Origin of the sequence: Micromonospora sp. NPDC000442 (assembly GCF_042898635.1) — a bacterium.
Classification (GTDB): Bacteria; Actinomycetota; Actinomycetes; order Mycobacteriales; family Micromonosporaceae; genus Micromonospora.
In genome coordinates this window covers 92,615-114,944 of sequence record NZ_JBIAYZ010000009.1, presented here as the reverse complement: position 1 = coordinate 114,944, position 22,330 = coordinate 92,615, and the positions used below count along the sequence as shown (strand labels likewise).

22 protein-coding genes and 1 pseudogene are annotated in these 22,330 nt (G+C 71.9%); 17 read left to right on the top strand and 6 right to left on the bottom strand.

Annotated elements, in window-relative coordinates; translation table 11 throughout:
* The first annotated feature begins 6 nt into the window (after window positions 1-6).
* From egtC to ACFY2A_RS16635, 5 genes are all read left to right on the top strand, one after another.
* Window positions 7-753, top strand: coding sequence for an ergothioneine biosynthesis protein EgtC (egtC, locus tag ACFY2A_RS16655; protein WP_387172458.1), 747 nt, complete (start codon window positions 7-9; stop codon window positions 751-753).
* Between the two features lie 75 nt (window positions 754-828).
* The gene (egtD, locus tag ACFY2A_RS16650; RefSeq protein WP_387172456.1) at window positions 829-1,794 is read left to right on the top strand and encodes an L-histidine N(alpha)-methyltransferase; all 966 of its coding nucleotides are present in this window, start codon (window positions 829-831) and stop codon (window positions 1,792-1,794) included.
* Window positions 1,795-2,061: 267 nt separating this feature from the next.
* Entirely contained in the window at window positions 2,062-2,649 is a 588-nt protein-coding gene (locus tag ACFY2A_RS16645) for a TMEM165/GDT1 family protein (RefSeq protein ID WP_387172454.1), read from the top strand.
* Between the two features lie 95 nt (window positions 2,650-2,744).
* Complete coding sequence (locus ACFY2A_RS16640; protein ID WP_387172452.1) at window positions 2,745-3,095, top strand: DUF1622 domain-containing protein; 351 nt, start codon at window positions 2,745-2,747, stop codon at window positions 3,093-3,095.
* Between the two features lie 2 nt (window positions 3,096-3,097).
* Window positions 3,098-3,382: a hypothetical protein gene (locus ACFY2A_RS16635; protein ID WP_387172450.1), complete on the top strand. Its 285-nt coding sequence runs from the start codon at window positions 3,098-3,100 to the stop codon at window positions 3,380-3,382.
* Window positions 3,383-3,400: 18 nt separating this feature from the next.
* On the opposite strand, the gene nhaA is transcribed toward ACFY2A_RS16635, so the two are convergent.
* The gene (gene nhaA, locus ACFY2A_RS16630) at window positions 3,401-4,732 is read right to left on the bottom strand and encodes a Na+/H+ antiporter NhaA (RefSeq protein ID WP_387172448.1); all 1,332 of its coding nucleotides are present in this window, start codon (window positions 4,730-4,732) and stop codon (window positions 3,401-3,403) included.
* A 368-nt stretch (window positions 4,733-5,100) separates the two neighbouring features.
* On the opposite strand from nhaA, the gene ACFY2A_RS16625 reads away from it, so the two are divergent.
* The gene (locus tag ACFY2A_RS16625; RefSeq protein ID WP_387172446.1) at window positions 5,101-6,567 is read left to right on the top strand and encodes a polysaccharide biosynthesis tyrosine autokinase; all 1,467 of its coding nucleotides are present in this window, start codon (window positions 5,101-5,103) and stop codon (window positions 6,565-6,567) included.
* Here ACFY2A_RS16625 and ACFY2A_RS16620 read toward each other — a convergent pair.
* Entirely contained in the window at window positions 6,548-7,102 is a 555-nt protein-coding gene (locus tag ACFY2A_RS16620; RefSeq protein ID WP_387172444.1) for a low molecular weight phosphatase family protein, read from the bottom strand. The genes ACFY2A_RS16625 and ACFY2A_RS16620 overlap by 20 nt on opposite strands.
* A 162-nt stretch (window positions 7,103-7,264) precedes the next feature.
* Here ACFY2A_RS16620 and ACFY2A_RS16615 point away from each other — a divergent pair, with 162 nt between their 5' ends.
* The 3 genes from ACFY2A_RS16615 (at window position 7,265) to ACFY2A_RS16605 (ending at window position 11,031) form a co-directional block, all read left to right on the top strand.
* Window positions 7,265-8,512 carry a glycosyltransferase family 4 protein gene (locus ACFY2A_RS16615; protein WP_387172442.1) on the top strand — a complete coding sequence of 416 codons (1,248 nt, stop codon included), beginning with the start codon at window positions 7,265-7,267 and terminating at the stop codon, window positions 8,510-8,512.
* 88 nt (window positions 8,513-8,600) lie between these two features.
* Entirely contained in the window at window positions 8,601-10,385 is a 1,785-nt protein-coding gene (locus ACFY2A_RS16610; RefSeq protein ID WP_387172441.1) for a DUF4012 domain-containing protein, read from the top strand.
* A 13-nt stretch (window positions 10,386-10,398) separates the two neighbouring features.
* A complete protein-coding gene (locus ACFY2A_RS16605) occupies window positions 10,399-11,031 on the top strand; it encodes a hypothetical protein (protein WP_387172439.1) in 633 nt (210 codons plus the stop codon).
* Window positions 11,032-11,118: 87 nt separating this feature from the next.
* On the opposite strand, the pseudogene gdhA reads toward ACFY2A_RS16605, so the two are convergent.
* Window positions 11,119-12,457 (bottom strand): annotated as a pseudogene (gene gdhA, locus ACFY2A_RS16600) (NADP-specific glutamate dehydrogenase).
* 262 nt (window positions 12,458-12,719) lie between these two features.
* On the opposite strand from gdhA, the gene ACFY2A_RS16595 reads away from it, so the two are divergent.
* Both ACFY2A_RS16595 and ACFY2A_RS16590 read left to right on the top strand, forming a co-directional pair.
* Window positions 12,720-13,604: a hypothetical protein gene (locus ACFY2A_RS16595; RefSeq protein ID WP_387172437.1), complete on the top strand. Its 885-nt coding sequence runs from the start codon at window positions 12,720-12,722 to the stop codon at window positions 13,602-13,604.
* Window positions 13,605-13,690: 86 nt separating this feature from the next.
* Window positions 13,691-14,644 carry a pirin family protein gene (locus ACFY2A_RS16590; protein ID WP_387172771.1) on the top strand — a complete coding sequence of 318 codons (954 nt, stop codon included), beginning with the start codon at window positions 13,691-13,693 and terminating at the stop codon, window positions 14,642-14,644.
* 74 nt (window positions 14,645-14,718) lie between these two features.
* Here the strand turns inward: ACFY2A_RS16590 and ACFY2A_RS16585 are convergent, their stop codons facing one another.
* Window positions 14,719-15,837, bottom strand: coding sequence for an alpha/beta hydrolase (locus ACFY2A_RS16585; RefSeq protein ID WP_387172435.1), 1,119 nt, complete (start codon window positions 15,835-15,837; stop codon window positions 14,719-14,721).
* Between the two features lie 63 nt (window positions 15,838-15,900).
* Between ACFY2A_RS16585 and ACFY2A_RS16580 the strand changes: the two genes are divergently transcribed.
* Both ACFY2A_RS16580 and ACFY2A_RS16575 read left to right on the top strand, forming a co-directional pair.
* Entirely contained in the window at window positions 15,901-16,443 is a 543-nt protein-coding gene (locus ACFY2A_RS16580) for a TetR/AcrR family transcriptional regulator (RefSeq protein ID WP_387172433.1), read from the top strand.
* A 230-nt stretch (window positions 16,444-16,673) separates the two neighbouring features.
* Window positions 16,674-17,336, top strand: a complete 663-nt coding sequence (locus ACFY2A_RS16575) for a hypothetical protein (RefSeq protein ID WP_387172431.1) — start codon at window positions 16,674-16,676, stop codon at window positions 17,334-17,336.
* A 246-nt stretch (window positions 17,337-17,582) separates the two neighbouring features.
* Here the strand turns inward: ACFY2A_RS16575 and ACFY2A_RS16570 are convergent, their stop codons facing one another.
* A complete protein-coding gene (locus ACFY2A_RS16570) occupies window positions 17,583-17,855 on the bottom strand; it encodes a DUF2795 domain-containing protein (protein ID WP_363919649.1) in 273 nt (90 codons plus the stop codon).
* A gap of 145 nt (window positions 17,856-18,000) precedes the next feature.
* On the opposite strand from ACFY2A_RS16570, the gene ACFY2A_RS16565 reads away from it, so the two are divergent.
* Window positions 18,001-18,411 carry a DUF2267 domain-containing protein gene (locus ACFY2A_RS16565; RefSeq protein WP_387172428.1) on the top strand — a complete coding sequence of 137 codons (411 nt, stop codon included), beginning with the start codon at window positions 18,001-18,003 and terminating at the stop codon, window positions 18,409-18,411.
* Between the two features lie 73 nt (window positions 18,412-18,484).
* On the opposite strand, the gene ACFY2A_RS16560 is transcribed toward ACFY2A_RS16565, so the two are convergent.
* Complete coding sequence (locus ACFY2A_RS16560; protein WP_387172426.1) at window positions 18,485-19,651, bottom strand: CaiB/BaiF CoA transferase family protein; 1,167 nt, start codon at window positions 19,649-19,651, stop codon at window positions 18,485-18,487.
* A 243-nt stretch (window positions 19,652-19,894) separates the two neighbouring features.
* On the opposite strand from ACFY2A_RS16560, the gene ACFY2A_RS16555 reads away from it, so the two are divergent.
* The 3 genes from ACFY2A_RS16555 (at window position 19,895) to ACFY2A_RS16545 (ending at window position 22,318) form a co-directional block, all read left to right on the top strand.
* Window positions 19,895-20,908, top strand: a complete 1,014-nt coding sequence (locus ACFY2A_RS16555; protein WP_363919643.1) for a TerC/Alx family metal homeostasis membrane protein — start codon at window positions 19,895-19,897, stop codon at window positions 20,906-20,908.
* Window positions 20,909-20,987: 79 nt separating this feature from the next.
* On the top strand, window positions 20,988-21,587 hold the full coding sequence (locus tag ACFY2A_RS16550) for a sulfite oxidase-like oxidoreductase (RefSeq protein ID WP_387172424.1): 600 nt from the start codon (window positions 20,988-20,990) through the stop codon (window positions 21,585-21,587).
* A gap of 8 nt (window positions 21,588-21,595) precedes the next feature.
* Window positions 21,596-22,318, top strand: coding sequence for a ferredoxin reductase (locus tag ACFY2A_RS16545; RefSeq protein ID WP_387172422.1), 723 nt, complete (start codon window positions 21,596-21,598; stop codon window positions 22,316-22,318).
* The last annotated feature ends 12 nt before the right edge of the window (window positions 22,319-22,330 follow it).

Below are 22,330 nucleotides of genomic sequence, written 5' to 3'. Positions count from 1 at the left end.
CGTCTGATGTGCCGACACCTGGCCTATCTGGGGCCACCGGTGACCCTGCGGGAGCTGCTGTTCGACCCACCGCACTCGCTGCTACGCCAGTCCTGGGCCCCACGCGACATGCGTGGCGGCGGGACCATCAACGCCGACGGTTTCGGCGTCGGGTGGTATCCGGACGGCGAAGCGCCGGTGCGGTACCGGAGGGCGCAGCCCATCTGGAGCGACCCGACCATCGCCGAGCTGGCGGCGGTCACCTCCGCTGGCGCGGTGCTGGCCGCCGTCCGCTCGGCCACGGTCGGCATGGCGATCGTCGACACCGCCGCCGCGCCCTTCGCCGAGGGGCGGTGGCTGTTCAGCCACAACGGCGTGGTGCGGGGCTGGCCCGACTCGATGGTCCCGCTCGCCGCCGAGCTGCCCGTGCGGGAACTGCTCACCCTCGACGCGACGACCGACTCGGCACTGCTGTGGGCACTGGTCCGCAACCGGTTGCGCGCCGGTGTCGCGCCGGCACGGGCGGTCGCCGAGACGGTGACCTCGGTGGCCGCGGCGGCACCCGGCTCCCGGCTCAACATGCTGCTCACCGACGGGCACACGGTGGTGGCCAGCGCGGCCGGGCACGCTTTGTCACTGCGTGTCACGCCCGCGTCGGTGCTGCTGGCCTCCGAACCGCACGACGACGGACCGGGCTGGCGTGTGGTGCCCGACGGGCAGCTCGTGCAGGCCACGGCGACCGATCTGCGCCAGCAGGAGGTGGCGGCGTGGTGAGGCGTCCGGGCGGGGGACCACCGAGAAGACACCGGGCCGCACGGACCTGTCAGACACGACGGAAGGGAACCGCAGATGGGCGCTGAGCCGCTCGAGATCCACCTCGACGACCGGGACATCAGCCGCAGCCTGCGGCGGGATGTCCGGATCGGGCTGACCGCCACGGAGAAGTGGCTGCCGCCGAAGTGGTTCTACGACTCCCGGGGCAGCGAACTCTTCGACGAGATCACCCGCCTGCCCGAGTACTACCCGACGCGGGCCGAGCGTGCCGTCCTGGCGGCGCAGGCGACGGAGATCGCCGAGTTGACCGGCGCGAAGACCCTCATCGAGCTGGGTTCCGGTTCCTCGGAGAAGACCCGCCTGCTGCTGGACGCCTTCACCCAGCGCGGCGGCCTCGGCACGTTCGTGCCGCTGGACGTCTCGGTCAGCGCGCTGGCCGGGTCCACCGCCGCCCTCGCCGCCGACTACCCGGGGCTGCGGGTGCGCGGCATCGTCGGGGACTTCACCCGCCACCTGGATCACCTGCCGACCGGCGGGCGGCGGCTGGTCATCTTCCTCGGTGGCACCATCGGCAACCTGCTGCCGGACGAACGGGCGGAGTTCGTCGCCGGGATGCGGGCCGCGCTGGAGGCGGGCGACTGGCTGCTGGTCGGTACCGACCTGGTCAAGGATCCGGCGGTGATCGTGCCCGCGTACGACGACGCGGCGGGGGTGACCGCGGAGTTCAACCGTAACGTGTTGCGGGTGCTCAACCGGGAACTCGACGCCGACTTCGACCCGGCGGGGTTCGCCCATGTCGCGCTCTGGAACCCGGAACAGGAGTGGATCGAGATGCGGCTGCGGGCGGAGCGATCCATGCGGGTGACGGTGCTCGACCTGGACGTCGACTTCGCCGCCGGTGAGGACCTGCGGACCGAGGTGTCGGCGAAGTTCCGCCCGGAGGGGATCTCGGGCGAACTGGCTGCCGCGGGTTTCCGTGCCGAGCGGTTCTGGACCGACCCGGACGGCCTGTTCGGGGTGACGCTCGCACGCGCCGAATGAGCGCTGCCCAGCGGCCGAGCTGATCGGGTCGTCACCGGGGTCCGACGCCGCCACGGCGGACCCCGGTGATCCGGGGAAGGAGGATCGGCTAGGCTGGGCGCAGCGAAGGGGAGTAGCCCATAACGTCGTGGTCGACATACTGGTGCGTCACGCATCCGGCCACCCGGCCTCGTTCCGGCGAGGCGGGCGAGACCTTCGACCCAGGCTGTTGCGGCCGGGTCGAGGGCGTCCCCACACCTTCTCCCGGCCTGATCCGGGAAGGACATCATGGACGGGTTCCTCGCCGCGCTGGTGGTCAGCTTCGGCGTCATTTTCGTCGCCGAGCTGGGAGACAAGTCTCAGCTCATGGCGCTGGCCTTCGCCACCAGGTACCGCACGATGCCGGTGCTGATCGGCATCACCGTGGCCACCACGGTGGTGCACCTCGCGTCCGTGGCGATCGGCCACGGCCTCGGCGCGACCCTGCCCACCGGCTGGATCTCGCTGCTGGCGGGTCTGGCATTTCTCGGCTTCGGCGCGTGGACGCTGCGGGGCGACCGGCTCACCGAGGACGACGAGCGCCGCGCCGCCCGCGGTGGCAGATCCGCCGTGATCACCGTCGGCGTCGCCTTCTTCCTCGCCGAACTGGGTGACAAGACGATGCTCGCGACCATCACGCTGGCCACCCAGTACGGCTGGTTCGGCACCTGGATCGGTTCGACGATCGGCATGGTCGCGGCGGACGCGCTGGCGATCGTCGCCGGCCGACTGCTCGGCCGGAAACTGCCGGAACGAACCATCAGGTACGGCGCCGCAACGCTCTTCGCCGTCAGCGGTGTCTGGCTGATCGTCGATGCGGTGACCCAGTTGCGCTGACCGTCGTCGTCGCCTGCCCGGCGACCGCGCTGACCGGCTCGACGTCGTGCCACCCGGCGCCGACTACCCGGATACAGGCCGGGTAAGGCGCCGGGGTGGACGTCGAGGTGATCCTCCAACGGGGCCACCAGCTGCTGGTGACCGCGGTGGAGCTGGTCGGCGTGTTCGTCATCGTCGTCGGTGCGACTCTGGCCGCGCTGCGGTTCGTGATCGACGGGCTGCGCCACCGCGACGCCGCCGTGTTCACCCGGATCCGGCTGTCCCTGGGGCGTTTCCTCACCCTCGGCCTGGAGTTCCAGCTCGCGGCGGACATCCTGCGGACCGCGCTGTCGCCGACCTTCGCGCAGATCGGCCAGCTGGCCGCCATCGCCGCCATCCGGACGGTGCTGAACTACGTGCTGGGTCGCGAGATCGAACACGAGCAGCGGCAGGTCGACAATCGATGAGGATGCTGCTGTCCGCCGTCATCACGGCGCTCGGTGTGCTCGCGGCGGCGGTGGCGCTGCTGACCACCGGTTCGCGCACGACCGCCCTGGGGGTGCTGCTCGACATGCTGCTCGCCGCCGGCCTGCTGCGGCTGACCGGGGAGCAGTCCTGGACGGAGATCGTCGTACTGGTGGCGATCGTGGCACTGCGTCTGCTGGTGCGTACCGCGCTGACCGCGGATTTCCGGCGGTGGTCGAGAGATGCGAAACGCCCGGCCGAGCGGGTCGGCCGGGCGCTTCCCAGGTGAGTGAGCGGGGGCCCGTGGTCAGCCGCCGGGCTTCTGGTAGACGTCCGGCACACCGTCGTGGTCCTGGTCGACCTGTTCCTTGAGGGCGATCGCCCGGTACACCTTGTTGCGCCGCCGTAGCACCACGGTGGCCAGCAGCGCCGAGATCAACGAGCCGGCCAGCACCGCCGCCTTGACGTTGTCGCCCTCGGTGCCGTCGGAACCGAAGGCCAGCTCGCCGATGAGCAGCGACACGGTGAAGCCGATACCGGCCAGGAACGATACGCCGAGCAGGTCTGACCAGCTGATGTCCTCGTCCAGGCTGGCCCGGGTGAATCGGGCCAGCAGGAAGGTGGAGCCGAGGATGCCGACGCACTTGCCGACGACGAGGCCGAGCACGATGCCGAGGACGATCGGGTCGGTGATCACCGCGCCGAGGTCCGCGCCGCGCAGCGAGACCCCGGCGGCGAAGAACGCGAAGACCGGTACCGCGAAGCCGGCCGAGATCGGCCGCCATACGTGTTCCAGATGTTCGGCGAGGCCGGGCATCGGGCGACCACCGGTGCCGCCCTTTCCGGCGAGCACCGGCACGGTGAAGCCCAGCAGCACGCCCGCCACCGTGGCGTGCACTCCGGAGGAGTGCACCAGGGTCCAGGCGACCACGGCGAGCGGGATGAGCGCCCACCACCAGGTGCGGCGGCGCTGCACCAGCAGGCCGAACAGGGCGATCGGTACCAGGGCGCCGAGCAGCGGGAGGACGCTGAAGTCGTCGGTGTAGAAGATCGCGATGATGGTGATGGCCAGCAGGTCGTCGACCACGGCCAGGGTGAGCAGGAAGGCGCGCAGCCCCTGGGGGAGGTAGGCCCCGATCACGGCCAGCACCGCCAGCGCGAACGCGATGTCGGTGGCGGTCGGGATCGCCCAGCCGCGCAGTCCGTCGCCACCACCGACGACGTTGACGCCCAGGAAGATCAGCGCCGGTACGACCATTCCGCCGACCGCCGCCACCACCGGCAGCGCCGCCCGCCGCGGATCGCGCAATTCGCCGGCGACGAACTCGCGTTTCAGCTCCAGCCCGACCACGAAGAAGAAGATGGCCAGCAGGCCGTCGGCGGCCCAGGTGGCGAGGTCGAGGTCGAGATGCAGCGCCTTGCCGCCCGACCAGGGCACCCACCGACCCAGTTCCGCGTAGGCGTCACCCCATGGCGAGTTCGCCCAGACCAGCGCGATCACGGCACCGAGGAGCAGCAGGGCGCCGCCGACGGTCTCCGTGCGCAGCACGTCGGTCAGGAAACGCGCCTCCGGCCAGGAGGTACGGGCGAAGAGGCGGCGCACGCCGCGGCGCTCAGGGCCTGAGTTCTGGTCGGTCATACGTGAGGTCCACCTCGTCGGTCAAAGGGCAGCACGGCACCATCGCCGACCAGGCTTCCCGGCACACCCGTGCAAGACCCTATCCAGTGCCGACGGCCGTCGCGAGCGGGGCGAACGCGACTCTTCCCACAGGAGGCGACGAGGCACCCAAAGCACTCGGCGAAGACATCGCGTTTTTTCCGGGTCGGAGCGATTCCGACAGACCGCCGCTCCGGTTGGTCACTGCGGGCACGATCCGCCATCGAGAAAATACCTAACTCCGGACATAAGCCGCATGAGCCGCTTTAATGGTTTCACGAGATTGAGTCGACCTTGGGGGTTTTCGTGAAGTTCTTTGGCGTTACCGGCCCGGTACGGAGGCCCGCCTGATGGACCTGTACCGCCAACTACGCCTGGTGCGCCGGCACTGGTGGATCGTCCTGGTCACCCTCATGGTGGCCCTGGGCGTGACCGCGCTGGTCACCGTGCGGGCCCAGCCTCGTTACGTCGCTTCGGTCACCTTCTTCGTCACCACGCCGAGCCAGGGCGTCACCGACGCCTACCAGGGCGGGCTCTTCCTCCAGCAGCGGGTGAAGTCCTACGCGGAGCTGCTGACAAGTGACCGGTTGGCGCAGGCCGCGGTGGCCGACAACCAGCTCGGGCTGACCGCCGAGGAGATCCAGCGTCGGGTCAGCACCTCCACCGAGACCGGCACCGTGCTGCTGCGGGCGTCGGTGACCGACACCGACCAGACCCGGGCGTTGCGGGTGACCGAGGCGCTCTCGGCGAAGTTCGTCGAACTCGTGCAGAATGTCGAGACGCGGCCGGACGGCAGCCCTGGGCCGATCAAGATCGAGGTGGTCAGTGGGCCACGGGTGACCCCGACGCCGGTGTCGCCGCAGCCGGTACGCAACACCGTGATCGGCGCCCTGCTCGGCCTGCTGGCCGGCGTCGGTCTGGCGATCCTGCGCGGCATGGCCGACGTCCGGCTGCGCGACGCGGCCGGGCTGCAGCGGGTGACCGGCAGCCCGCTGCTCGGTGAGATCCCGATCGACGCCAGCGCGCGGTCGGCCCCACTGATCGTCGGCGATGCCGCCACCTCGGCGCGGGCCGAGGCCGTCCGCAAGCTGAGGACGAACCTGCGCTTCGTCGACGTGCACGAGCCGGCCCGGGTCATCGCGGTCACCAGCGCCCTGCAGGGGGAAGGCAAGACCACCCTGTCGTGCAACCTGGCGATCGCCCTGGCCGAGGCGGGCTGGCGGGTCCTGCTTGTCGACGCCGACCTGCGCCGACCGAAGGTCGGCGACTACCTGGGCATCGACCCGGGGGTGGGGCTGACCGACGTGCTCGTCGGCGACGTGCAGGTGGGCGACGTGGTCCAGCGCTGGGGAGACAAGTCGCTGCTCGTGCTGCCCAGCGGCTCGGCGCCGCCCAACCCGAGCGAACTGCTCGGTTCCAAGGCCATGTCGGACCTGCTGCTTGCCCTCCGTGAATCCGCCGACATCGTCATCATCGACACCGCGCCGCTGCTCGCGGTCACCGATGGTGTGGTGGTGGCCGTGCAGGCCGACGGCGCGCTGCTGGTCACCCAGCAGGGACGTACCTCGCGGGCCCAGGTGGCCGCGGCCGCCCGGGCCCTGCACTCGGTCTCGGTGCGGCTGCTCGGCTGCGTGCTGAACATGGCCCGGGTGCCAAAGGCCGAGGCGTACCAGTACGAGGCCTACCGGGTGGTCGCCGCCGCGACCGGTGGCCAGTCGGTGCCGACGGACCGGAGCCGGGGCGGCCGGCATGCCGAGCGGGCCCACACCGGCGAGGTGAGCGACCACACGCAGGAACTCACCCGGCTGTCCCGATGAGCGTGGCCAGGGGGCGCAGCGCCCGGTCGATCTCCTCCGCGCAGCGTCGGAAGTCCTCCGGGGTGCCCCCCACGGGGTCACGCAGGTCGTCGGCGTCCCCGGGGGCGGGCTGCAACCGCCCCCGGGCCAGGGCGGCGGCGGCCACCGCGGCCCGTACCGGATCGTCCTGCTCGTCCGGCGGCGGCTCGGCTGCGGCGGCGAGCCGGCCGAACTGGCGCAGCGTGAACGTCCGGTGCAGCGCGGCCGGCGCCAGCGTGGTGCAGATGGAGCGCTGGCGCCGGGTGGCGGTCAGCACCAGCACCGCACCGGTGAGGTGTCCCGGCAGTAGCCGCCGGCTGCGGAACGAGGCCGGGTCGTCACCGGTCTCGGCGGCGATCGCCGCCGCGTACGGATGCATGGCCAGGCCCTCGACTGCGTCGGTGCCGGCGCTGGCCACCGTCACCGGCCGCCCGGTGAGCAGGCGGCGGGCGGCGTACTCGGCCATCGGTGACCGGCACAGGTTGGCGTGGCAGACGAACAGCACCCCGCTGAGCATGTGGAACCCCCTGGACGACGCGGTCGCGGGCGGTGGCGCCGCGACGATGGGCGGTCGCCGGCGGCGTCCGCCCGGTGAGGGGATGTCGAGATCGTACGCAGTTGTCGCGCTCCCGGTCCCGGGCGGCGCGCCGAGCCGGTGCGTGGGGACGGGGGTGTACCGGTGCGAATCGGGATGGTGACGTACCACTTTCCACCGGAGCCGGCGTTCATCCCCGGCAGCCTCGCCGAGGAGTTGGCCGCACGGGGTCACGAGGTGCGGGTCCTCACCGGCTTCCCCGACTATCCGGGCGGGCACGTGTACCCGGGCTGGCGGCAGCGCTGGCACCACGAGACCCGCAGCCGGGGGCTGACCGTGCGTCGGGTGCCCCGGTACAGCACCGGCGACGCCACCGTACGCGGCCGGATGGCCTCCTGGCTCTCCTTCGCCGGCAGCGCGGCGCTTGTGGGTCGCCGCTTCCTGGCCGGTGTGGACGTGCTGTACGTGCATCAGCCGCCGGCCGCCGCGTTCGCCTCGGCGGCCCTGCTACGCCTGCTCGGCCCGGTGCCGCTGGTGCTGCACGTGCCGGACGTCTGGACTGAACAGGTCCCCGAAGCCGTCGACGACGGCCGGTGGGCGGCACGGGTGCGGGCGGCCACGCTCCGGACCTACCGCGCCGCCAGCCGGGTCGCGGTCACCACGCCCTCGCTGCGGGGGGCGGTGGTGGCGGACGGGATCGACCAGGCGCGGGTCCGGGTGGTGCTCAACTGGACCGACGAGCGGATCTTCCGTCCGGTGTCGGCCAGTCCGGCCGCCCGGCGGCTGGTCCGCCGGGACGAGCGGTGCATCGTGATGCACGCCGGCACCATCGGCGCACGGCAGGGACTGGACACGGCGGTACGCGCGGCGGCGGCCCTGGGCGAGACCGTTGACCTGGTCCTGGTCGGCTCGGGCTCCGACGAGCGGCGGGTGCGGGGCCTCGCCGCCGACCTGCGGGCCGACAACGTCCGGTTCGTGGACCGGCGCTCCCCGTTGGACATGCCTGAGCTGTACGCCGCCGCCGACTACCAGTTGGTGATGGTGCGCGACCTGCCGGAGTTGCGCAGCAGCGTGCCGGACAAGCTCCAGGCGGCCCTGTCCTGCGGCGCACCGGTGGTCGCCTCGGCCGGCGGCGACACCGCGACCCTGGTCGAACGGGCCCGGGCGGGGCTGTCCTGCCCGCCGGAGGACTGGGCCAGCCTGGCGGACCGGCTCTGGCTGGCGGCGCAGATCCCGCCGCCGGCGCGGGCCGAAATGGGCCGGCGCGGTCGGGACGCGTACCTCCGGGAGATGTCGCTGCCGTCGGGCGTCGACCGGATCGAGGAGTTGCTGCGCGAGGCGGCGGCCATCGGAACCAGGCGTGATGCCGAAAGCCGAGCGGGCCTCTCGTAACGCCTGATCCCGTCATTAACGCACTCAATTAGTCGTTAGGTGTTAAGAACAATGTGGTCTTCTGTCCGTTTTCGGAAAGAGGTGTGATGTGTCGGAGAGCGAGAGCCCTCGACGGCGGCGTAGCCGGTCCCGCCGCCGTCGGCGCGCCCGACTGCGTCGCATCCTGCTGACCACGTTGGTGGTCGGTTCGTTGGTGCTGGGTCTCAGCGGCTGGGTTGGTCTCCGCGGCTGGCAGGCGCGGGCTCACCTGGTCAACGCCGCCGGCCTGGCCGGTGAACTGAGCGCCCATCTGGTCGGTGGCGACACCGCACGCGCCCAGCGGACCCTCGCCGCGTTGCAGGAGCAGTCCGGCGCGGCGCGGCGGGCCACCGGGGACCCCGGATGGTGGCTCGGCCGACAGGCTCCGGTTGCCGGGGCGAACCTCACCGCGGTCCGGCAGATCGCCATCGCCATCGACGACCTGGCCCGCCAGGCGTTCCCGGCGCTGCTCCGCGTGGACCTCGGCGGGCTGGTCCCTCAGGAGGGTCGGCTGGACCTCAACGGCCTGCGTACCGTCACCGACGATCTGGTCGCGGTGCACGCCACGGTGCAGCGGACCCGCACGGAGTTGGCCGAGGTCTCCGGTGACCGGCTGGTCGGGCAGGTCCGGCGCGCCCTGGCGGAGCTGCGTGGCGAGATCGACCGGTTGGCCGCGATGACCTCGGCGGCGGACCGGGCGAGCCGCCTGTTGCCGCCGTTGCTGGGGGTGGACGGACCGCGACGGTACCTGCTGGTTTCGCAGAACTCCGCGGAGCTGCGCGCGACCGGCGGCATGTTCGGCGCGTACGCGGTCATCGAGGCGAACAAGGGCCGGGTCAAGATGGGTGCCCAGGGCAGCAGTTCAAGCCTCGGTCGGTTCGTGCAGCCCGTGAAGGTCCCCGCCGAGGTGCGTGCCCTGTGGGGGGAGCTGCCCGGCATCTATCCGGCGGACGTCAACCTCAGCCCGCACTTTCCGACCGCGGCCGCGCTCTACCGGGAGATGTACCGGCGGCACAGCGGGGAGCAGGTGGACGGCGTCCTGGCCGTCGACCCGGTGGTGCTGTCGTACCTGCTGAAGGCCACCGGGCCGGTGCGGGTGCCGGGCGGGGTGGCGTTGAGCGCCGAGAACGCGGTCCGCACCCTGCTCAGCGACACCTACCAGCGGATGGATCCGAGTGAACAGGACAACTTCTTCGCGGGCGCTGCGGCCACCGTCTTCGACACGCTTTTTGCACGGAACATCCACCCGAATGGGTTGTTGTCCGTATTCAACCGCTCTATACAGGAACGTCGGATACTGTTCTGGAGTGCCCGACCGGAGGAACAGCGGACATTCGGCGACAGCCGGATGGCCGGGACGCTTCCGGAACAGGACACCGTGCCGACGGTCGGCGTGTTCCTCAACGACGGCAGCGGCGCGAAGCTCGGCTACTACCTGCGGCAGACCGCCGACCTGACGGTAGGCGACTGCCACGCCGACGGCCGCCGTGAGCTGAGCCTTCGGGTGACGCTCCGGTCCACCGCACCGGCCTCGGGGCTCAGCGAGTCGGTTCTCGGCCTCGGCCGGGCCGGCGACCCGTACACCGTCCGGACGCTCGTGTCGGTGTACGGCCCGACCGGCGGGGCGGTGCTCGACACCCGGATCGACGGTGCCGAGACCTCGGTGGGCAACGGCACCGAGCGGCGGCGGCAGGTCGCCACCGTGAACGTCGAGATCGGACCGGGCGGGACCCGCACGTTGGAGGTCGCGATGCTGACCGGCAAGACGGAGAGCGGTACGGCCGAGCTGTGGCTGACCCCGACCGCCACCCTATGGACCACCCATGTTGTTACCGCACCAAGCTGTTCTCAGTAGGAGGGAACGAACCATGCGGCTATCCCGCATCATCATGGCGCTCACGGTCGGTCTGGCCGTGGTGGCCGTGCCGGCTGCGGCGGGGGCGGCGCAACCGCAGCCGCAGCCGTCGCCAACAGTCACCGATTCGCCCCAGCCACCGCCCTATCCGCCGGTGCTGGCGTCGCTGACGGTGAACCGACCCACCATCTTCCTCGGTGAGACGGTGATCCTGAGCGGCCGCAACTTCGGGCCGAACGAGACGGTGGACATCGTCGTCTCGGTGACGCCGCTGGCCGCGCCGGCCGCCGGTACGGCACGGCGCAGCGACGGCAGCGCCGTCGCCATGACGCCGGTGGCCTTCCAAGCCAGCGCGCCGTTGAGCTTCACCGCCCGAACCAACTCCGAAGGGGTCTTCACCCGGCGGTACACGCCGTCGGTGACCGGCCTGCTCACCTTCACCTCGACCGGGCGGGAGTCCGGGCGTACCGCCTCGAGCCAGCTGCGGGTGCTGCACAAGAAGAAGCCGCACCTGCCGGTCACCGGCAGCAGCCTGGACACGCCGATGAAGGTCGGCGGCGGGCTCGTCGCCGCCGGGGCCGTCCTGCTGCTCGGCACGGTGGCCTGGCGGCGGCGCAACCGCTTCGGTGCGGGTGGCGCGAACTGATCCACGATTCCGGGCAGGGCCCGGAGAACGAAGGTACCCGGTGCCCGCCGCTCCCTCCGACGGGCACCGGTACCTGTCTGCCCCGCCCTAGACCACACCGTGCGCCAGCATCGCCTCGGCGCCCCGGCGGAACCCGTTGATGTTCGCCCCGGCCACGTAGTCGCCCGGCAGGCCGTACTCCTCCGCCGTCGCCCAGCACCGGGCGTGGACGTCCCGGATGGTCTCCCGTAACCGCTGCTCCGACTCCGCGAAGGTCCACGACTCCCGGCTGGCGTTCTGCTGCATCTCCAGGGCGCTGACCGCCACGCCACCGGCGTTGGCCGCCTTGCCGGGCGCGAACCGCACGCCGGCCCGACCGAGGATGCGTACCGCCTCGGGTGTGGTCGGCATGTTCGCCCCCTCCACCACCACGGCGCAGCCGCCCGCGACCAGTTGGGCGGCCTCCGCGCCGCCGATCTCGTTCTGCGTCGCGCAGGGCAGGGCCAGGTCGCACGGCACCTCCCAGGGGGTACGGTCGGCGACGCTCACCGCGTGCGGCACGTCCAGCACGTAGTCCGCCAGCCGGCCGCGCCGCCGCTCCTTCAGCTCCCGCAACACGTCGAGGTCGACGCCCTTCTCGTCGAGCAGGTAGCCGGTGGAGTCGGAGCAGGCGACCACCGTCCCGCCGAGCTGGTGGACCTTCTCGATGGCGTGGATGGCCACGTTGCCGGAGCCGGAGACCACCACCCGTTTGCCGTCCAGGCCGTCCCCGGTCTGCCGCAGCATCTCCTCGGCGAAGAACACCGCGCCGTATCCGGTGGCCTCGGTATGCGCCTGCGCGCCGCCGTACGACAGGCCCTTGCCGGTCAGCACACCCGACTCGTACCGGTTGGTGATTCGCTTGTACTGGCCGAACAGGTAACCGATCTCCCGGCCGCCCACCCCCGATGTCACCGGCCGGCACGTCCGTCTGCGCCCCGATGTGCCGGTGCAGTTCGGTCATGAAGCTCTGGCAGAACCGCATCACCTCGCGGTCCGAGCACCCCTTGGGATCGAAGTCCGCGCCGCCCTTGCCGGCGCCGATCGGCAGCCCGGTCAGCGCGTTCTTGAAGACCTGCTCGAAGCCGAGGAACTTGACGATGCCCAGGTACACCGAGGGATGGAAGCGCAGCCCACCCTTGAACGGGCCGAGGGCGCTGTTGAACTCGACCCGGAAGCCCCGGTTCACCCGGATCCGACCCCGGTCGTCCTCCCAGGGCACCCGGAAGATGATCTGCCGTTCCGGCTCGCAGATCCGCTCGATGATCCGGGCCTGCGCGTACTCCGGGTGTCGGGCCAGGGCCGGCCCGATGCTCTCCAACACCTCCCGTACGGCCTGGTGGAACTCGGGCTCACCCGGGTTGCGGGCGACCACACTGGCGAACACCGACTCGACCGTCTCCGGCATCACCGACACGTCCCTTCCGGTTCAGGCCCGGCGCCGTTGCCGGACCTCGGCGGCGTCGCGCCGACCGTCCTCGGATACGGTTCGTCACCGCCGTCCGGTTCATCGACGGTCGGGGACCAGCTCAGGCACGGGTTCGGCGCCCGGTCGACTGATCCGTCCCGCCTTCTGGCGCGTACCCCTCGGTAGGGGACCGTGGAAGGGGAGACCGATGGCCGGATCGGTGCAGGACGGACAGGATCGAACACGACCCGGGTCAGCCCCGGTGCCGCTGATCGAGGTCGAGGTGTCACCGGCGACGCCCAGCGGCACCGGGGAACCAGTACCGGACCGACCGATCTGGTCCCCGGCTGCCCGGCTGCTGGTCGCCGCCGCGGTGCTGGTGCTGGGCCTCGGGGCGGTCGCCGTCGTGGTGATCCTCTCCGACCCGCACCGGCTCGGCCGGGTCTTCTCCGGCGGAACGGACTCGGTGGCCAGCGCGACCGCCGCGCCGGACGACGCCAGCGGACTGGGCGGTGCCGCCCGGGCCGCGAAGGAGAGCCCCGAGGAGGTGCGGACCGCGCCGTTGAACGACCGACGGCGGGCCAGCTTCGAGCTGGTCGACGGAGTGGACCGCGTCGATGTGCGGGTCACGGAGCTGGGTGAGGAACTGTACCGCGTGGTCAGCCCTGCCGCGTCCGGCTCGCGCGCACGTCCTGAGCTGGTTGGCGACCGGGTGTCGCTGCGGATCGAGCGGATCGGCGAGCAGCCGGGCACGGTCGAGGTGCTGCTGAACGCCCGGGTGTCCTGGGATCTGCGACTAACCGGTGGGGCTGCCGAGCGACGGATGGACCTGAGCGCCGCCCGGCTGTCCGGACTGGAGCTGGTGGGTGGCGCGACCCGGACCGACCTCCGGTTGCCCCGCGTCGACGGGCTGCTCGTGGTGCGGGTAACCGGTGGGGTCAACCAGTTCGACGTCACCGTCACCGACGGCGTGCCGGTGCGCGTCCGGGCGGGCTCCGGTGCCGGTGCCGTCGAGGTGTACGGCGAGCGCCGCGACGGCCTCGCACCGGGCACGGTGCTCGGCTCGCCGGGCTGGGACCGGGCCGCCAATCGGATCTTCCTGGACCTGGTGGCCGGTGCCAACGTGGTGACGGTACGCGGCGGCTGAACCCTCTCGCGGGAGCACCCGCTCGCTGACGAGCGGGCGGGCGACCGGGGCGGGCGTAGAGTCGAACCGTGGAGCGTGCCGAGGCGATGCCAGCCGAGACCCGTCCGCCCGGTGTGGCGACGGTCGATCCGGGCAGCGTGCTGCTGCCCGGCCACGATGTGCCGCTGGGCCGCTACACCACGGTGCGCCGGCTGCTGCCGCAGCGCACCCGCCGGTTGGTCGGGGCGTGGTGCTTCGTCGACCATTTCGGCCCCGACGATGTGGCCCGACGGCCCGGCATGGAGGTGCCGCCGCATCCGCACACCGGCCTGCAGACCGTGTCCTGGCTGCTCGATGGCGAGATCCTGCACCGCGACAGCCTCGGTAACCAGCAGCCGATCCGCCCCGGCCAACTCAACGTGATGACCTCGGGCCACGGCATCGCCCACTCCGAACGCTCACCGGCGCAGCATCCGCCCCTGATGCACGGGGTGCAGCTGTGGGTGGCGTTGCCGGACGAGGCGCGAGCCGGCGCGGCCGACTTCGCCCACCACGCCGAGCTACCCCGGTGGCAGGACGGGGACCTCGACGTCACCCTGCTGGTCGGGGAACTCGCCGGGGAACGCTCGCCGGCCCGGGTGCACACCCCGCTGCTCGGCGCGCAACTGGAACTGGCCGGACCGACACCGGCCGAGCTGCCGCTGCGGCGTGACTTCGAGTACGCGCTGCTGGTCCTCGACGGTGCCGGCGAGGTCGACGGCCAGCCGCTGGCGCCCGGGGCGCTGCTCTGGCTCGGCGCCGGGCGGGACGTGCTGCGCCTGCATGGTGAGCCGGGTAGCCGGTTGATGCTGCTCGGTGGCACACCGTTCGAGGAGCCGTTGGTGATGTGGTGGAACTTCGTCGGTCGGGACCACGACGAGATCGTCGCCGCCCGGGAGGACTGGATGGCCGGGCGGCGGTTCGGGGTCGTCGCCGACGACCCGGATCCGCCGCTGCCCGCACCGGCCCTGCCCACCGTCCGGCTCAAGGCCCGCGACCGTTCCGGCGGCTTTCACAAGTGAATTGCTGGCAGGTCAGGCGGGATGATCCAGGTCGCGCACCAAGGGGTCGAGCAGCCCTCCGGCGATCAGCACCTTCACGACGCCTCCAGCTGACGTCCCGCGCCCACGCCGATGTCGGCCAGCATTGCGTCCAGGGTGTCGATGACAGCGGTCAGCCGCCAGGAGGAGACGAGGTCGAACGCGTGCTGGCCGCCGGGCAGTTCGACGTGGACCACCGGTTGCGACGACTCGGCCCGCAGCTTGTCCGCCAGTTCGCGCGCCGTGGCGGGGGAGGTGTAGTTGTCGAGGCTTCCGTGCGCGATCAGGAAGGCCGGTGCGTCGGCTGCCGGCAGTGCGAACGGGGTCGACGCGACAGTCTCCGGGGCGCTGCGGCCGTAGTAGCGGCCGTAGTAGCCGTAGAGGCAGACCGCCGCGGCAGGGCGCTCGGCCGGGGCCGCGCGTAGCGCGTACAGGGAGGTCAGGTGGGCGCCTGCGGAGCTGCCCGCCAGCACGATCGTCGACGCGTCCGCGCCGTACTCCGCGGCGTGCGTCCTTGCCCAGGCAACCGCGGTGTCCGCGTCGGCCAGGTGCTCCTCGAAGCCGGCCCCGGGGCGGAGCCGGTACGTCGCGCTCACGCACACCCATCCGCGCGCGGCGAGGTGGTGCAGCAGGCCGCGCCCCTCCCAGTTCTTGCTGCCCGAGAAGTAGCCGCCGCCGTGGAAGTAGACCAGCAGCGGGCCACCCGTGGGTCGGTCCCGGCGCCGCAGCACGTCGAGGCGCTGGCGCCGGTGATCGCCGTAGCGCAGGTTGCGCAGCCGCTGCACGGAGCGTGGTCGCAACGGAAGCGGAGTGAGGGCCGTGCGCCACCGGCTTCGCCGCGCCGGCGCGCGGTCGATGCCGGCCGCTCGCAGCGCGGCACCAGCGACGGATCCCGAACGGATGGCTCGGCGGGTCAACGCGACAAGCATCACCGCGGTAGCGGCCGCGCCGGCCAGCAGGACGCCCGACAACACGTCGCGGCGCAGGTCCCCGCTCCAGATCGCCGCGGCGGTCGAGACCGCGAGCAGCGTCAGCACCAGGTGGGGCACCTCGTTCACGACCATCCCGGCCAGGAAGGCGGCCCGCGCCAGTCGCCGTGGTCGCGTGGGTGGGCTGAACGCTGCCGTGGTGGCCAGGCCGAGTACGAGGACGTGCACCACGTAGTCGTTCGGCATGGACTCCTCCTCTACAGGTGTCGAGGAATGCTACTCTACACCTGTAGAGCAGGGAGGGGGCCCATGGCGACCGAACGTCGGACGGTGATCGCGGACGCGGCGATCACCACGCTGGCCAGGGCCGGTGGACGTGGACTCACCCACCGGGCCGTCGACAAGGAGGCGGGGCTTCCGATCGGCTCGACCTCCTACTACTTCCGCACCCGGGCGGACCTGCTCCGGGCGGCCGTCGACCGGCTGGCCGAGCTGGACGAGGCGGCCCTCGCACCCGCAGCCGCCGGGACGCTCGCGGCAGACCTCGCGCGCGTGGCCGACCAGTTGCTCGCCACCGACCGGGACCGGCTCCTCGCCCGATACGAGCTCGTACTCGAATCCGTACGCCGTCCCGAACTGCGCGCGTTCCTGGCGGCCGGCACCCACCGGGTGCGTGGTGCCATCGAGCAGCGACTCAGCGAGCAGGGCGTGGCGCGCCCACGGGAGGTTGCCGACTCCGCACTCGCCCTCCTCGACGGCCTGCTCCTCGCCGAACTCACCGCGATCGAGGGGCAGCAACGCAGCCGCGCCGAGCTGGAAGGCGACCTGGCGCGGCTGCTGGGCACCCGGTGACCCCGGGGCCGGCCCGGAATCAACCGACGATCAACACCAAGCAGCACCCCTCCGTGATCGGTACCGTCCCGATGTTCGCCGGTCCCTTCCCGCCCACCTTGTTCACCCACGTGGACGCCGCCGTTCTGGACTCAGGGGTGCGCGTACTGACGTTGGACCGCAACTGAGGTCTGTGCCCAGGCAGCCCGGAAACCCGGCCTACTCACCCTGGGCGCGGGTAACAGCCGCTCATGCCCACCACGGTTTCCACGATCGAGGACAAGAAGCGGTTGGCGCGACGGCTCGCCGGCAGTGGCCGGGGTTTCGCCGAGCAGTACGGCTTCCGGGTCACCAACAACCCGTCCAGCCTGTTCCAGGTGCTCTGCCTGGCGGTGCTGCTCGCCCGTCGGGGAGATTTCCGGCGCGCCCTCGACGGCGCGCACGCGTTGCCCGACGCGGGCTGGGACAGCGCTGCCAGGCTGTCCGGTTCGTCACACTCCGACCGGGTCAGGGCGCTGCGCGACAGCGGCCAGCGCGGTGACGTCGACGCGTTGGCCGACCTGCTGGGCGAGCTGGCCCGGACGGTCGTCGAACGGTACCGGGGTGACCTGCGGCGGCTGCGCTCGGCGGCGCGCCGCGACCCGACCCGTGAGCGGGCACTGCTCACCGCCCTTCCGGGGGTGGACGACCAGGTCGCGGACCTGTTCCTGCGCGAGGTGCAGGCGCTGTGGGGCGAGGTTGCGCCGGTGGCCGACCGGCGGGCGCTGACGGCGGCGCGGCGACTCGGGTTGGGCCGCTCCGCCGAGGATCTCGCCGGGTTGGCCGGTGGCCGCGAGTCGGAGCAGCTCGCCTGGCTGGTCGGTGCGCTCGCCCGGGTCGACCTGGAGGGGCGATATGCCGAGCTGACGGGATGAGGCCCTTTGTCGGCACCCACTGTCCGTTCGGCTGATGGCGTGCGGTAAGCTGATCGCAGTAACACGCAGCCACCCGGTTCGGGTGGCTGTCGGCCGCCTGGTGGCCGCGACCCGGTTCGGGCGCACCGTCGCCAGGGCAGGCGGTTACGCAGGGGCGCCCCCGGCAGCGGTTCGCGGCCGGGGCGCCCCCCTGTCTACGGGCGGGTAGACAGCCGGCCCGGTTGCCGGCGGGCCAGCCCGGGTGCTCTAGATGCTGCGCAGGTGCTGTGACACCCGTTGGTGCCGTTTGTCACGTCCCTGCGCGCCGCGCTGCGCGTCGGTGATCTCGGGAGCCGCGTCGATGCCGGCCGACCGCGCCACCTGGTTGCCGTTGGCGTAATCCACCGGAGGCAGGGCGCGCAGGGCCTGCAGCACGTCCGGCGGCGCGCCTTCCCGCTCGGCCTCGCTTACCACCTCGTCCTTCCCGGCGGGGTAATCCAGGCTGGACAGGTACTGCAGGACGTCGGTGTAACTCGCCATGGTGTCGGCTCCTCCCGGGCTTCGATCCGGCCACGACCGGGCGCGGATACCCGACCCGGGGCCGCTCACGCGCCGAGTCCGACGAAAAGCGGTCGCCGTTTCCGCGCCGGGCGGATGGGTAAGCGCCGGCCGGAGGGGGTACGCGATGAACTACGACACGTTCGTCGACCAGGTCGCCCAGCGCACCGCTACCTCGTCGTCACGGGCGGCGGAACTGATCCGAGCGACGCTGGAGACGCTGGCCGAGCGGCTGACCGGTGGCGAGGTGCTGGACCTGGCCATGCAGCTGCCCGCCCCGCTGCGGCTGCCGATGCGCCCGACACCGGACATCGAGGCGGCGGAGCGGTTCGGCGCCGCCGAGTTCGTCGCCCGGGTCGCCGTCCGCGCCGGGGTGGCGGAGCCGGCCGCCCGGGACGCGGCCCGCGCGGTCTTCACGACGCTCCGGGAGGCGGTTACCGGCGGTGAGTTCGACGAACTGGTGGTCCAACTGCCCCGCGACTACCGCGACATGGTCGAGCCCGCCCTGGCGCCCGGCGCGACGCTGCGGCGCCACTGAGCGGGCTGCCGCATTCCGGCCCAGCGGCGGTCGCACCTGGGTCGTGGGCGCCGGCCACGTGCACAGTCCGAACTCAGCCGATCGTTCCGTCGGCGCGCAGCCGGCTGATCCGGTCCCGGTCGAAGCCGGCCTCGCCGAGAATCTCGTCGGTGTGCTCGCCCGGCCAGGGCGGCGGCCGGCGGATCGCGGCCGGGGTGGCGGAGAACCGGGGTGCCGGAGCCGGCTGGACGACCCCGTCGCGAAGCAGGAACGTCTCCCGGGCCGCCAGGTGCGGGTGCTCCGGTGCCTCCTGCCAGTCCAGTACCGGCGCGGCGCAGGCATCGGAGGCGGTGAGCAGCGTCGCCCACTCGTCGCGGGTACGGGTGCGGAACAGGCGCGCCCAGGCGGCCCGCAACGCCGGCCAGTTCGCCGGGTCGGTCCGGTCGATCGGCTCGTCCGGCGGGAGCGGGAAGCCGGTGAGCCGGACCAGTTCGTCGTAGAAGCGTGGTTCCAGTGCGCCGACGGCGAGGTATCGACCGTCGGCGCACTCGTAGGTGTCGTAGAAGGGGGCACCGCCGTCGAGCAGGTTGACCCCGCGCGGGTTGCGCCACATGCCGAGCTGGTGCAGAGCGTGGATCTGGGTGCTGAGCACGGCGACGCCGTCCACGATGGCCGCGTCGACCACCTGACCGGTGGCGCCCCCGCGCACCGCGTACAGCGCGGAGACGACACCCAGGGCGAGCATCATGCCGCCGCCGCCGAAGTCGCCGAGCAGGTTCATCGGTGGTACCGGAGGCTCTCCGGCCCGTCCGATGCCGTGTAACGCACCGGTCAGCGCGAGGTAGTCGATGTCGTGCCCGGCGTACGGGGCGTTCGGGCCGTCCTGGCCCCACCCGGTCATCCGGCCGTAGACCAGGGCCGGGTTGACCGCGTGGCAGTCGGCCGGGCCCACACCGAGCCGCTCGGTGACGCCGGGCCGGAACCCCTCGATGAGGGCGTTCGCGTGGCGGACCAGTGCCAGCACCACCTCGCGTCCGTCGGCGGACTTCAGGTCGACCGCGATCGAGCGGCGTCCCCGGTTGAGCAGATCGGGGTGCGCGGTGCCGAAGGCCGTGGTGTCCACCTCGGTGACCCGGTCGACCCGGATCACGTCGGCGCCGAGGTCGGCCAGCATCATGGCGGCGAACGGGCCGGGGCCGATCCCGGCCAGTTCCACCACTCGTACGCCGGCCAGCGGGCCGGTCGCCAGGTCTGCGGTCACCGGGTCACGATAGGCGCTCACCTCGGGATCGGCCGGGTCGCCGGCCGTGAGCGAAGCCACCGGGTCCGACAACGCCCCGCCTGGCGGGCGGAATTCGGCTGTCCTAACCTTGTCAGCACGAGGGGAGTACTTCCCACGAACCATGCCGGTCAGTACGGCGCGCCCGGAGCGCGCCTCGGGTGGTTGCCCACGAAACGTGGGTGAAGGAGACCTCGAACATGACACGGTGTTCGAGGAGGCCCCATGTCCGAATTGTCTGTCGCGGCGGACCTGCAGACCATCGGTACGCCCTCGCTGTGGGCGATCACCATACTTGGCGTGCTCGCCCTGCTGGTGCTGGACTTCGTGGTGACGCGTCGCCCGCACGAGGTGTCACTCAAGGAAGCGCTGGGCTGGTCTGCCTTCTACATAGCCCTGCCACTGGCCTTCGGCGCCTGGGTCTGGTCCCAGTACGGACGGCAGGAGGGCATCGACTATCTCGCCGGCTACCTCGTCGAGAAGTCACTGTCGGTGGACAACCTCTTCGTGTTCATGCTGCTGCTGGCGGCCTTCGCGGTGCCGACCGTGCTTGCCCAGCGGGTGCTGCTGTTCGGCATCACCGGCGCATTGGTGCTGCGCGGCATCTTCATCGCCCTCGGCGCCGCCGCCCTGCAGACCCTGGACTTCGCTTTCCTGATCTTCGCGCTGATCCTGTTGTTCACCGCGGCGAAGCTGCTCCGCGACGCGTTCACCGGGCACGAGCAGTCGGTGGACATCGGGACCATGCGTTCGGTGCGTCTGCTACGCCGCTTCATGCCGGTGGTCCACGAGTACCACGGCACCAAGATGACGGTGCGGGTCGACGGGCGCCGGGCCCTCACCCCGCTCGCACTGGTGGTGGTGGCGGTGCTCGCCACCGACGTGGTCTTCGCCGTCGACTCGGTGCCGGCCGTGTACGGCATCACCGAGGACCCGTACCTGGTCTTCGCCACCAACGCCTTCGCCCTGCTCGGCCTGCGGGCGCTCTACTTCGTGCTGCACGCGGCGCTGAGCCGCCTGGTCCACCTCACCTACGGCCTGGCGATCATCCTGGCCTTCATCGGGGTCAAGCTCGGCCTGCACTGGGCGCACGGCATCTGGGAGGGCGTGCCGGTGATTCCCACCGAGATCTCCCTCGGCGTCATTGTCGTGGTGCTGGCCGTGGTCACCTTCACCAGCCTGCGGGCGACCCGTAACGTGGTGCCGGGCTCCAAGGAAGTCGTCACCGAGCGGAAGTGACCGGCGTCGGTCCGGGCGACTACCAACCCTGGCCGGGCGAACGCGTCCGTCGTGGCGCGGGGCGTGGTAGGACTGAGCGGTGGGCATCGTCACACCGGGCTTCCAGGGCCGACCCCGCGCCGAGGCGCCGGATCTGCCTCCCGGCCAGTACCTGACGCCGGACTTTCCCGTGCTCTCCGCCGGCCCGACCCCGCGGGTGCCGCGGGACCAGTGGGAGTTCGTGATCAGCACCGAGACCGGTACGGAGTACCGGTGGAGCTGGGACGAGATGATGGCGCTGCCGCAGGAGACGCCGACCGTCGACATCCACTGCGTCACCAGGTGGTCCAAGCTCGGCACCAGCTGGCGCGGCGTCTCGCTGGACACCCTGCTCGACGGCGTGGACACCGCCGCCGACTACGCCCTGGCCCACTCCTACGGTGGCTACACCACGAACCTTCCGCTGGAGGACCTGCGCGACGGGCAGGCCTGGCTGGTGCACACCTACGACGGCGACGACCTGCCGGCCGAGCACGGCGGGCCGGCGCGGCTGATCGTTCCCCATCTCTACTTCTGGAAGTCCGCCAAGTGGGTGCGGGGCATCCACCTCACCGTCGAGGACACCCCGGGTTTCTGGGAGACCGCCGGCTACCACGACTACGGCGACCCGTGGCGTGAGCAGCGGTACCAGGGCGATTGAGCGGCCGGATGAGCTGGCGGGCGGCCCGGTTGGTGGAGCACCGGGTCGAGACGCCCTCCGCGCGGACCCTGGTGCTGGAGGTGCCGGGCTGGCCGGCCCACCTGCCCGGCCAGCATGTCGACATCCGGCTGACCGCGCCGGACGGGTACCAGGCCGCCCGGTCGTACTCGCTGGCGGCCCCCGCCGACGGTGACCGGATCGAGGTGTCCGTCCAGCGTGTGTCCGACGGCGAGGTGTCGCCGTTCCTGGTTGACGCCTACCGCGAGGGTGACCCGGTCGAGGTGCGCGGCCCGATCGGCGGCTGGTTCGTCTGGCGGCCACAGCAGACCGAACCGGTGCTCCTCATCGCCGGGGGATCGGGGGTGGTGCCGTTGATGGCCATGATCAGAGCCCGGCGGGCGGCCGGAAGCCGGGCCCCGTTCCGGCTGATCTACTCCGTCCGCACCCCCGACGACGGCTTCTACGCCGACGAGCTACGGCGCCGGGTACGCGACGACGCCGGCCTCGACGTGGCCTACGTGTACACCCGGCAGGCGCCCGACGGCTGGCGCGGCGAACCGCACCGGCTCGGCCTCGCCGACGTCAACACCCACGGCTGGCCACCGGAGCTGGAGCCGCTGGTGTACGTCTGCGGGCCCACAGGTTTCGTGGAGGCCGTCTCCGATCTGCTCGTCGGGCTGGGCCACCCGGCGCGGCGGGTACGCACCGAACGTTTCGGCCCGACCGGTTGAGAGGAGACCGCG

What these genes read in the sequence shown, in the direction of transcription:
- egtC (WP_387172458.1), top strand. Translation starts at nt 7, where the DNA reads ATGTGCCGACACCTGGCCTATCTGGGGCCACCGGTGACCCTGCGGGAG.
- egtD (WP_387172456.1), top strand. Translation starts at nt 829, where the DNA reads ATGGGCGCTGAGCCGCTCGAGATCCACCTCGACGACCGGGACATCAGC.
- ACFY2A_RS16645 (WP_387172454.1), top strand. Translation starts at nt 2,062, where the DNA reads ATGGACGGGTTCCTCGCCGCGCTGGTGGTCAGCTTCGGCGTCATTTTC.
- ACFY2A_RS16635 (WP_387172450.1), top strand. Translation starts at nt 3,098, where the DNA reads ATGCTGCTGTCCGCCGTCATCACGGCGCTCGGTGTGCTCGCGGCGGCG.
- nhaA (WP_387172448.1), bottom strand. Translation starts at nt 4,732, where the DNA reads ATGACCGACCAGAACTCAGGCCCTGAGCGCCGCGGCGTGCGCCGCCTC.
- ACFY2A_RS16625 (WP_387172446.1), top strand. Translation starts at nt 5,101, where the DNA reads ATGGACCTGTACCGCCAACTACGCCTGGTGCGCCGGCACTGGTGGATC.
- ACFY2A_RS16620 (WP_387172444.1), bottom strand. Translation starts at nt 7,102, where the DNA reads ATGCTCAGCGGGGTGCTGTTCGTCTGCCACGCCAACCTGTGCCGGTCA.
- ACFY2A_RS16605 (WP_387172439.1), top strand. Translation starts at nt 10,399, where the DNA reads ATGCGGCTATCCCGCATCATCATGGCGCTCACGGTCGGTCTGGCCGTG.
- ACFY2A_RS16590 (WP_387172771.1), top strand. Translation starts at nt 13,691, where the DNA reads ATGCCAGCCGAGACCCGTCCGCCCGGTGTGGCGACGGTCGATCCGGGC.
- ACFY2A_RS16585 (WP_387172435.1), bottom strand. Translation starts at nt 15,837, where the DNA reads ATGCCGAACGACTACGTGGTGCACGTCCTCGTACTCGGCCTGGCCACC.
- ACFY2A_RS16580 (WP_387172433.1), top strand. Translation starts at nt 15,901, where the DNA reads ATGGCGACCGAACGTCGGACGGTGATCGCGGACGCGGCGATCACCACG.
- ACFY2A_RS16575 (WP_387172431.1), top strand. Translation starts at nt 16,674, where the DNA reads ATGCCCACCACGGTTTCCACGATCGAGGACAAGAAGCGGTTGGCGCGA.
- ACFY2A_RS16570 (WP_363919649.1), bottom strand. Translation starts at nt 17,855, where the DNA reads ATGGCGAGTTACACCGACGTCCTGCAGTACCTGTCCAGCCTGGATTAC.
- ACFY2A_RS16565 (WP_387172428.1), top strand. Translation starts at nt 18,001, where the DNA reads ATGAACTACGACACGTTCGTCGACCAGGTCGCCCAGCGCACCGCTACC.
- ACFY2A_RS16555 (WP_363919643.1), top strand. Translation starts at nt 19,895, where the DNA reads ATGTCCGAATTGTCTGTCGCGGCGGACCTGCAGACCATCGGTACGCCC.
- ACFY2A_RS16545 (WP_387172422.1), top strand. Translation starts at nt 21,596, where the DNA reads ATGAGCTGGCGGGCGGCCCGGTTGGTGGAGCACCGGGTCGAGACGCCC.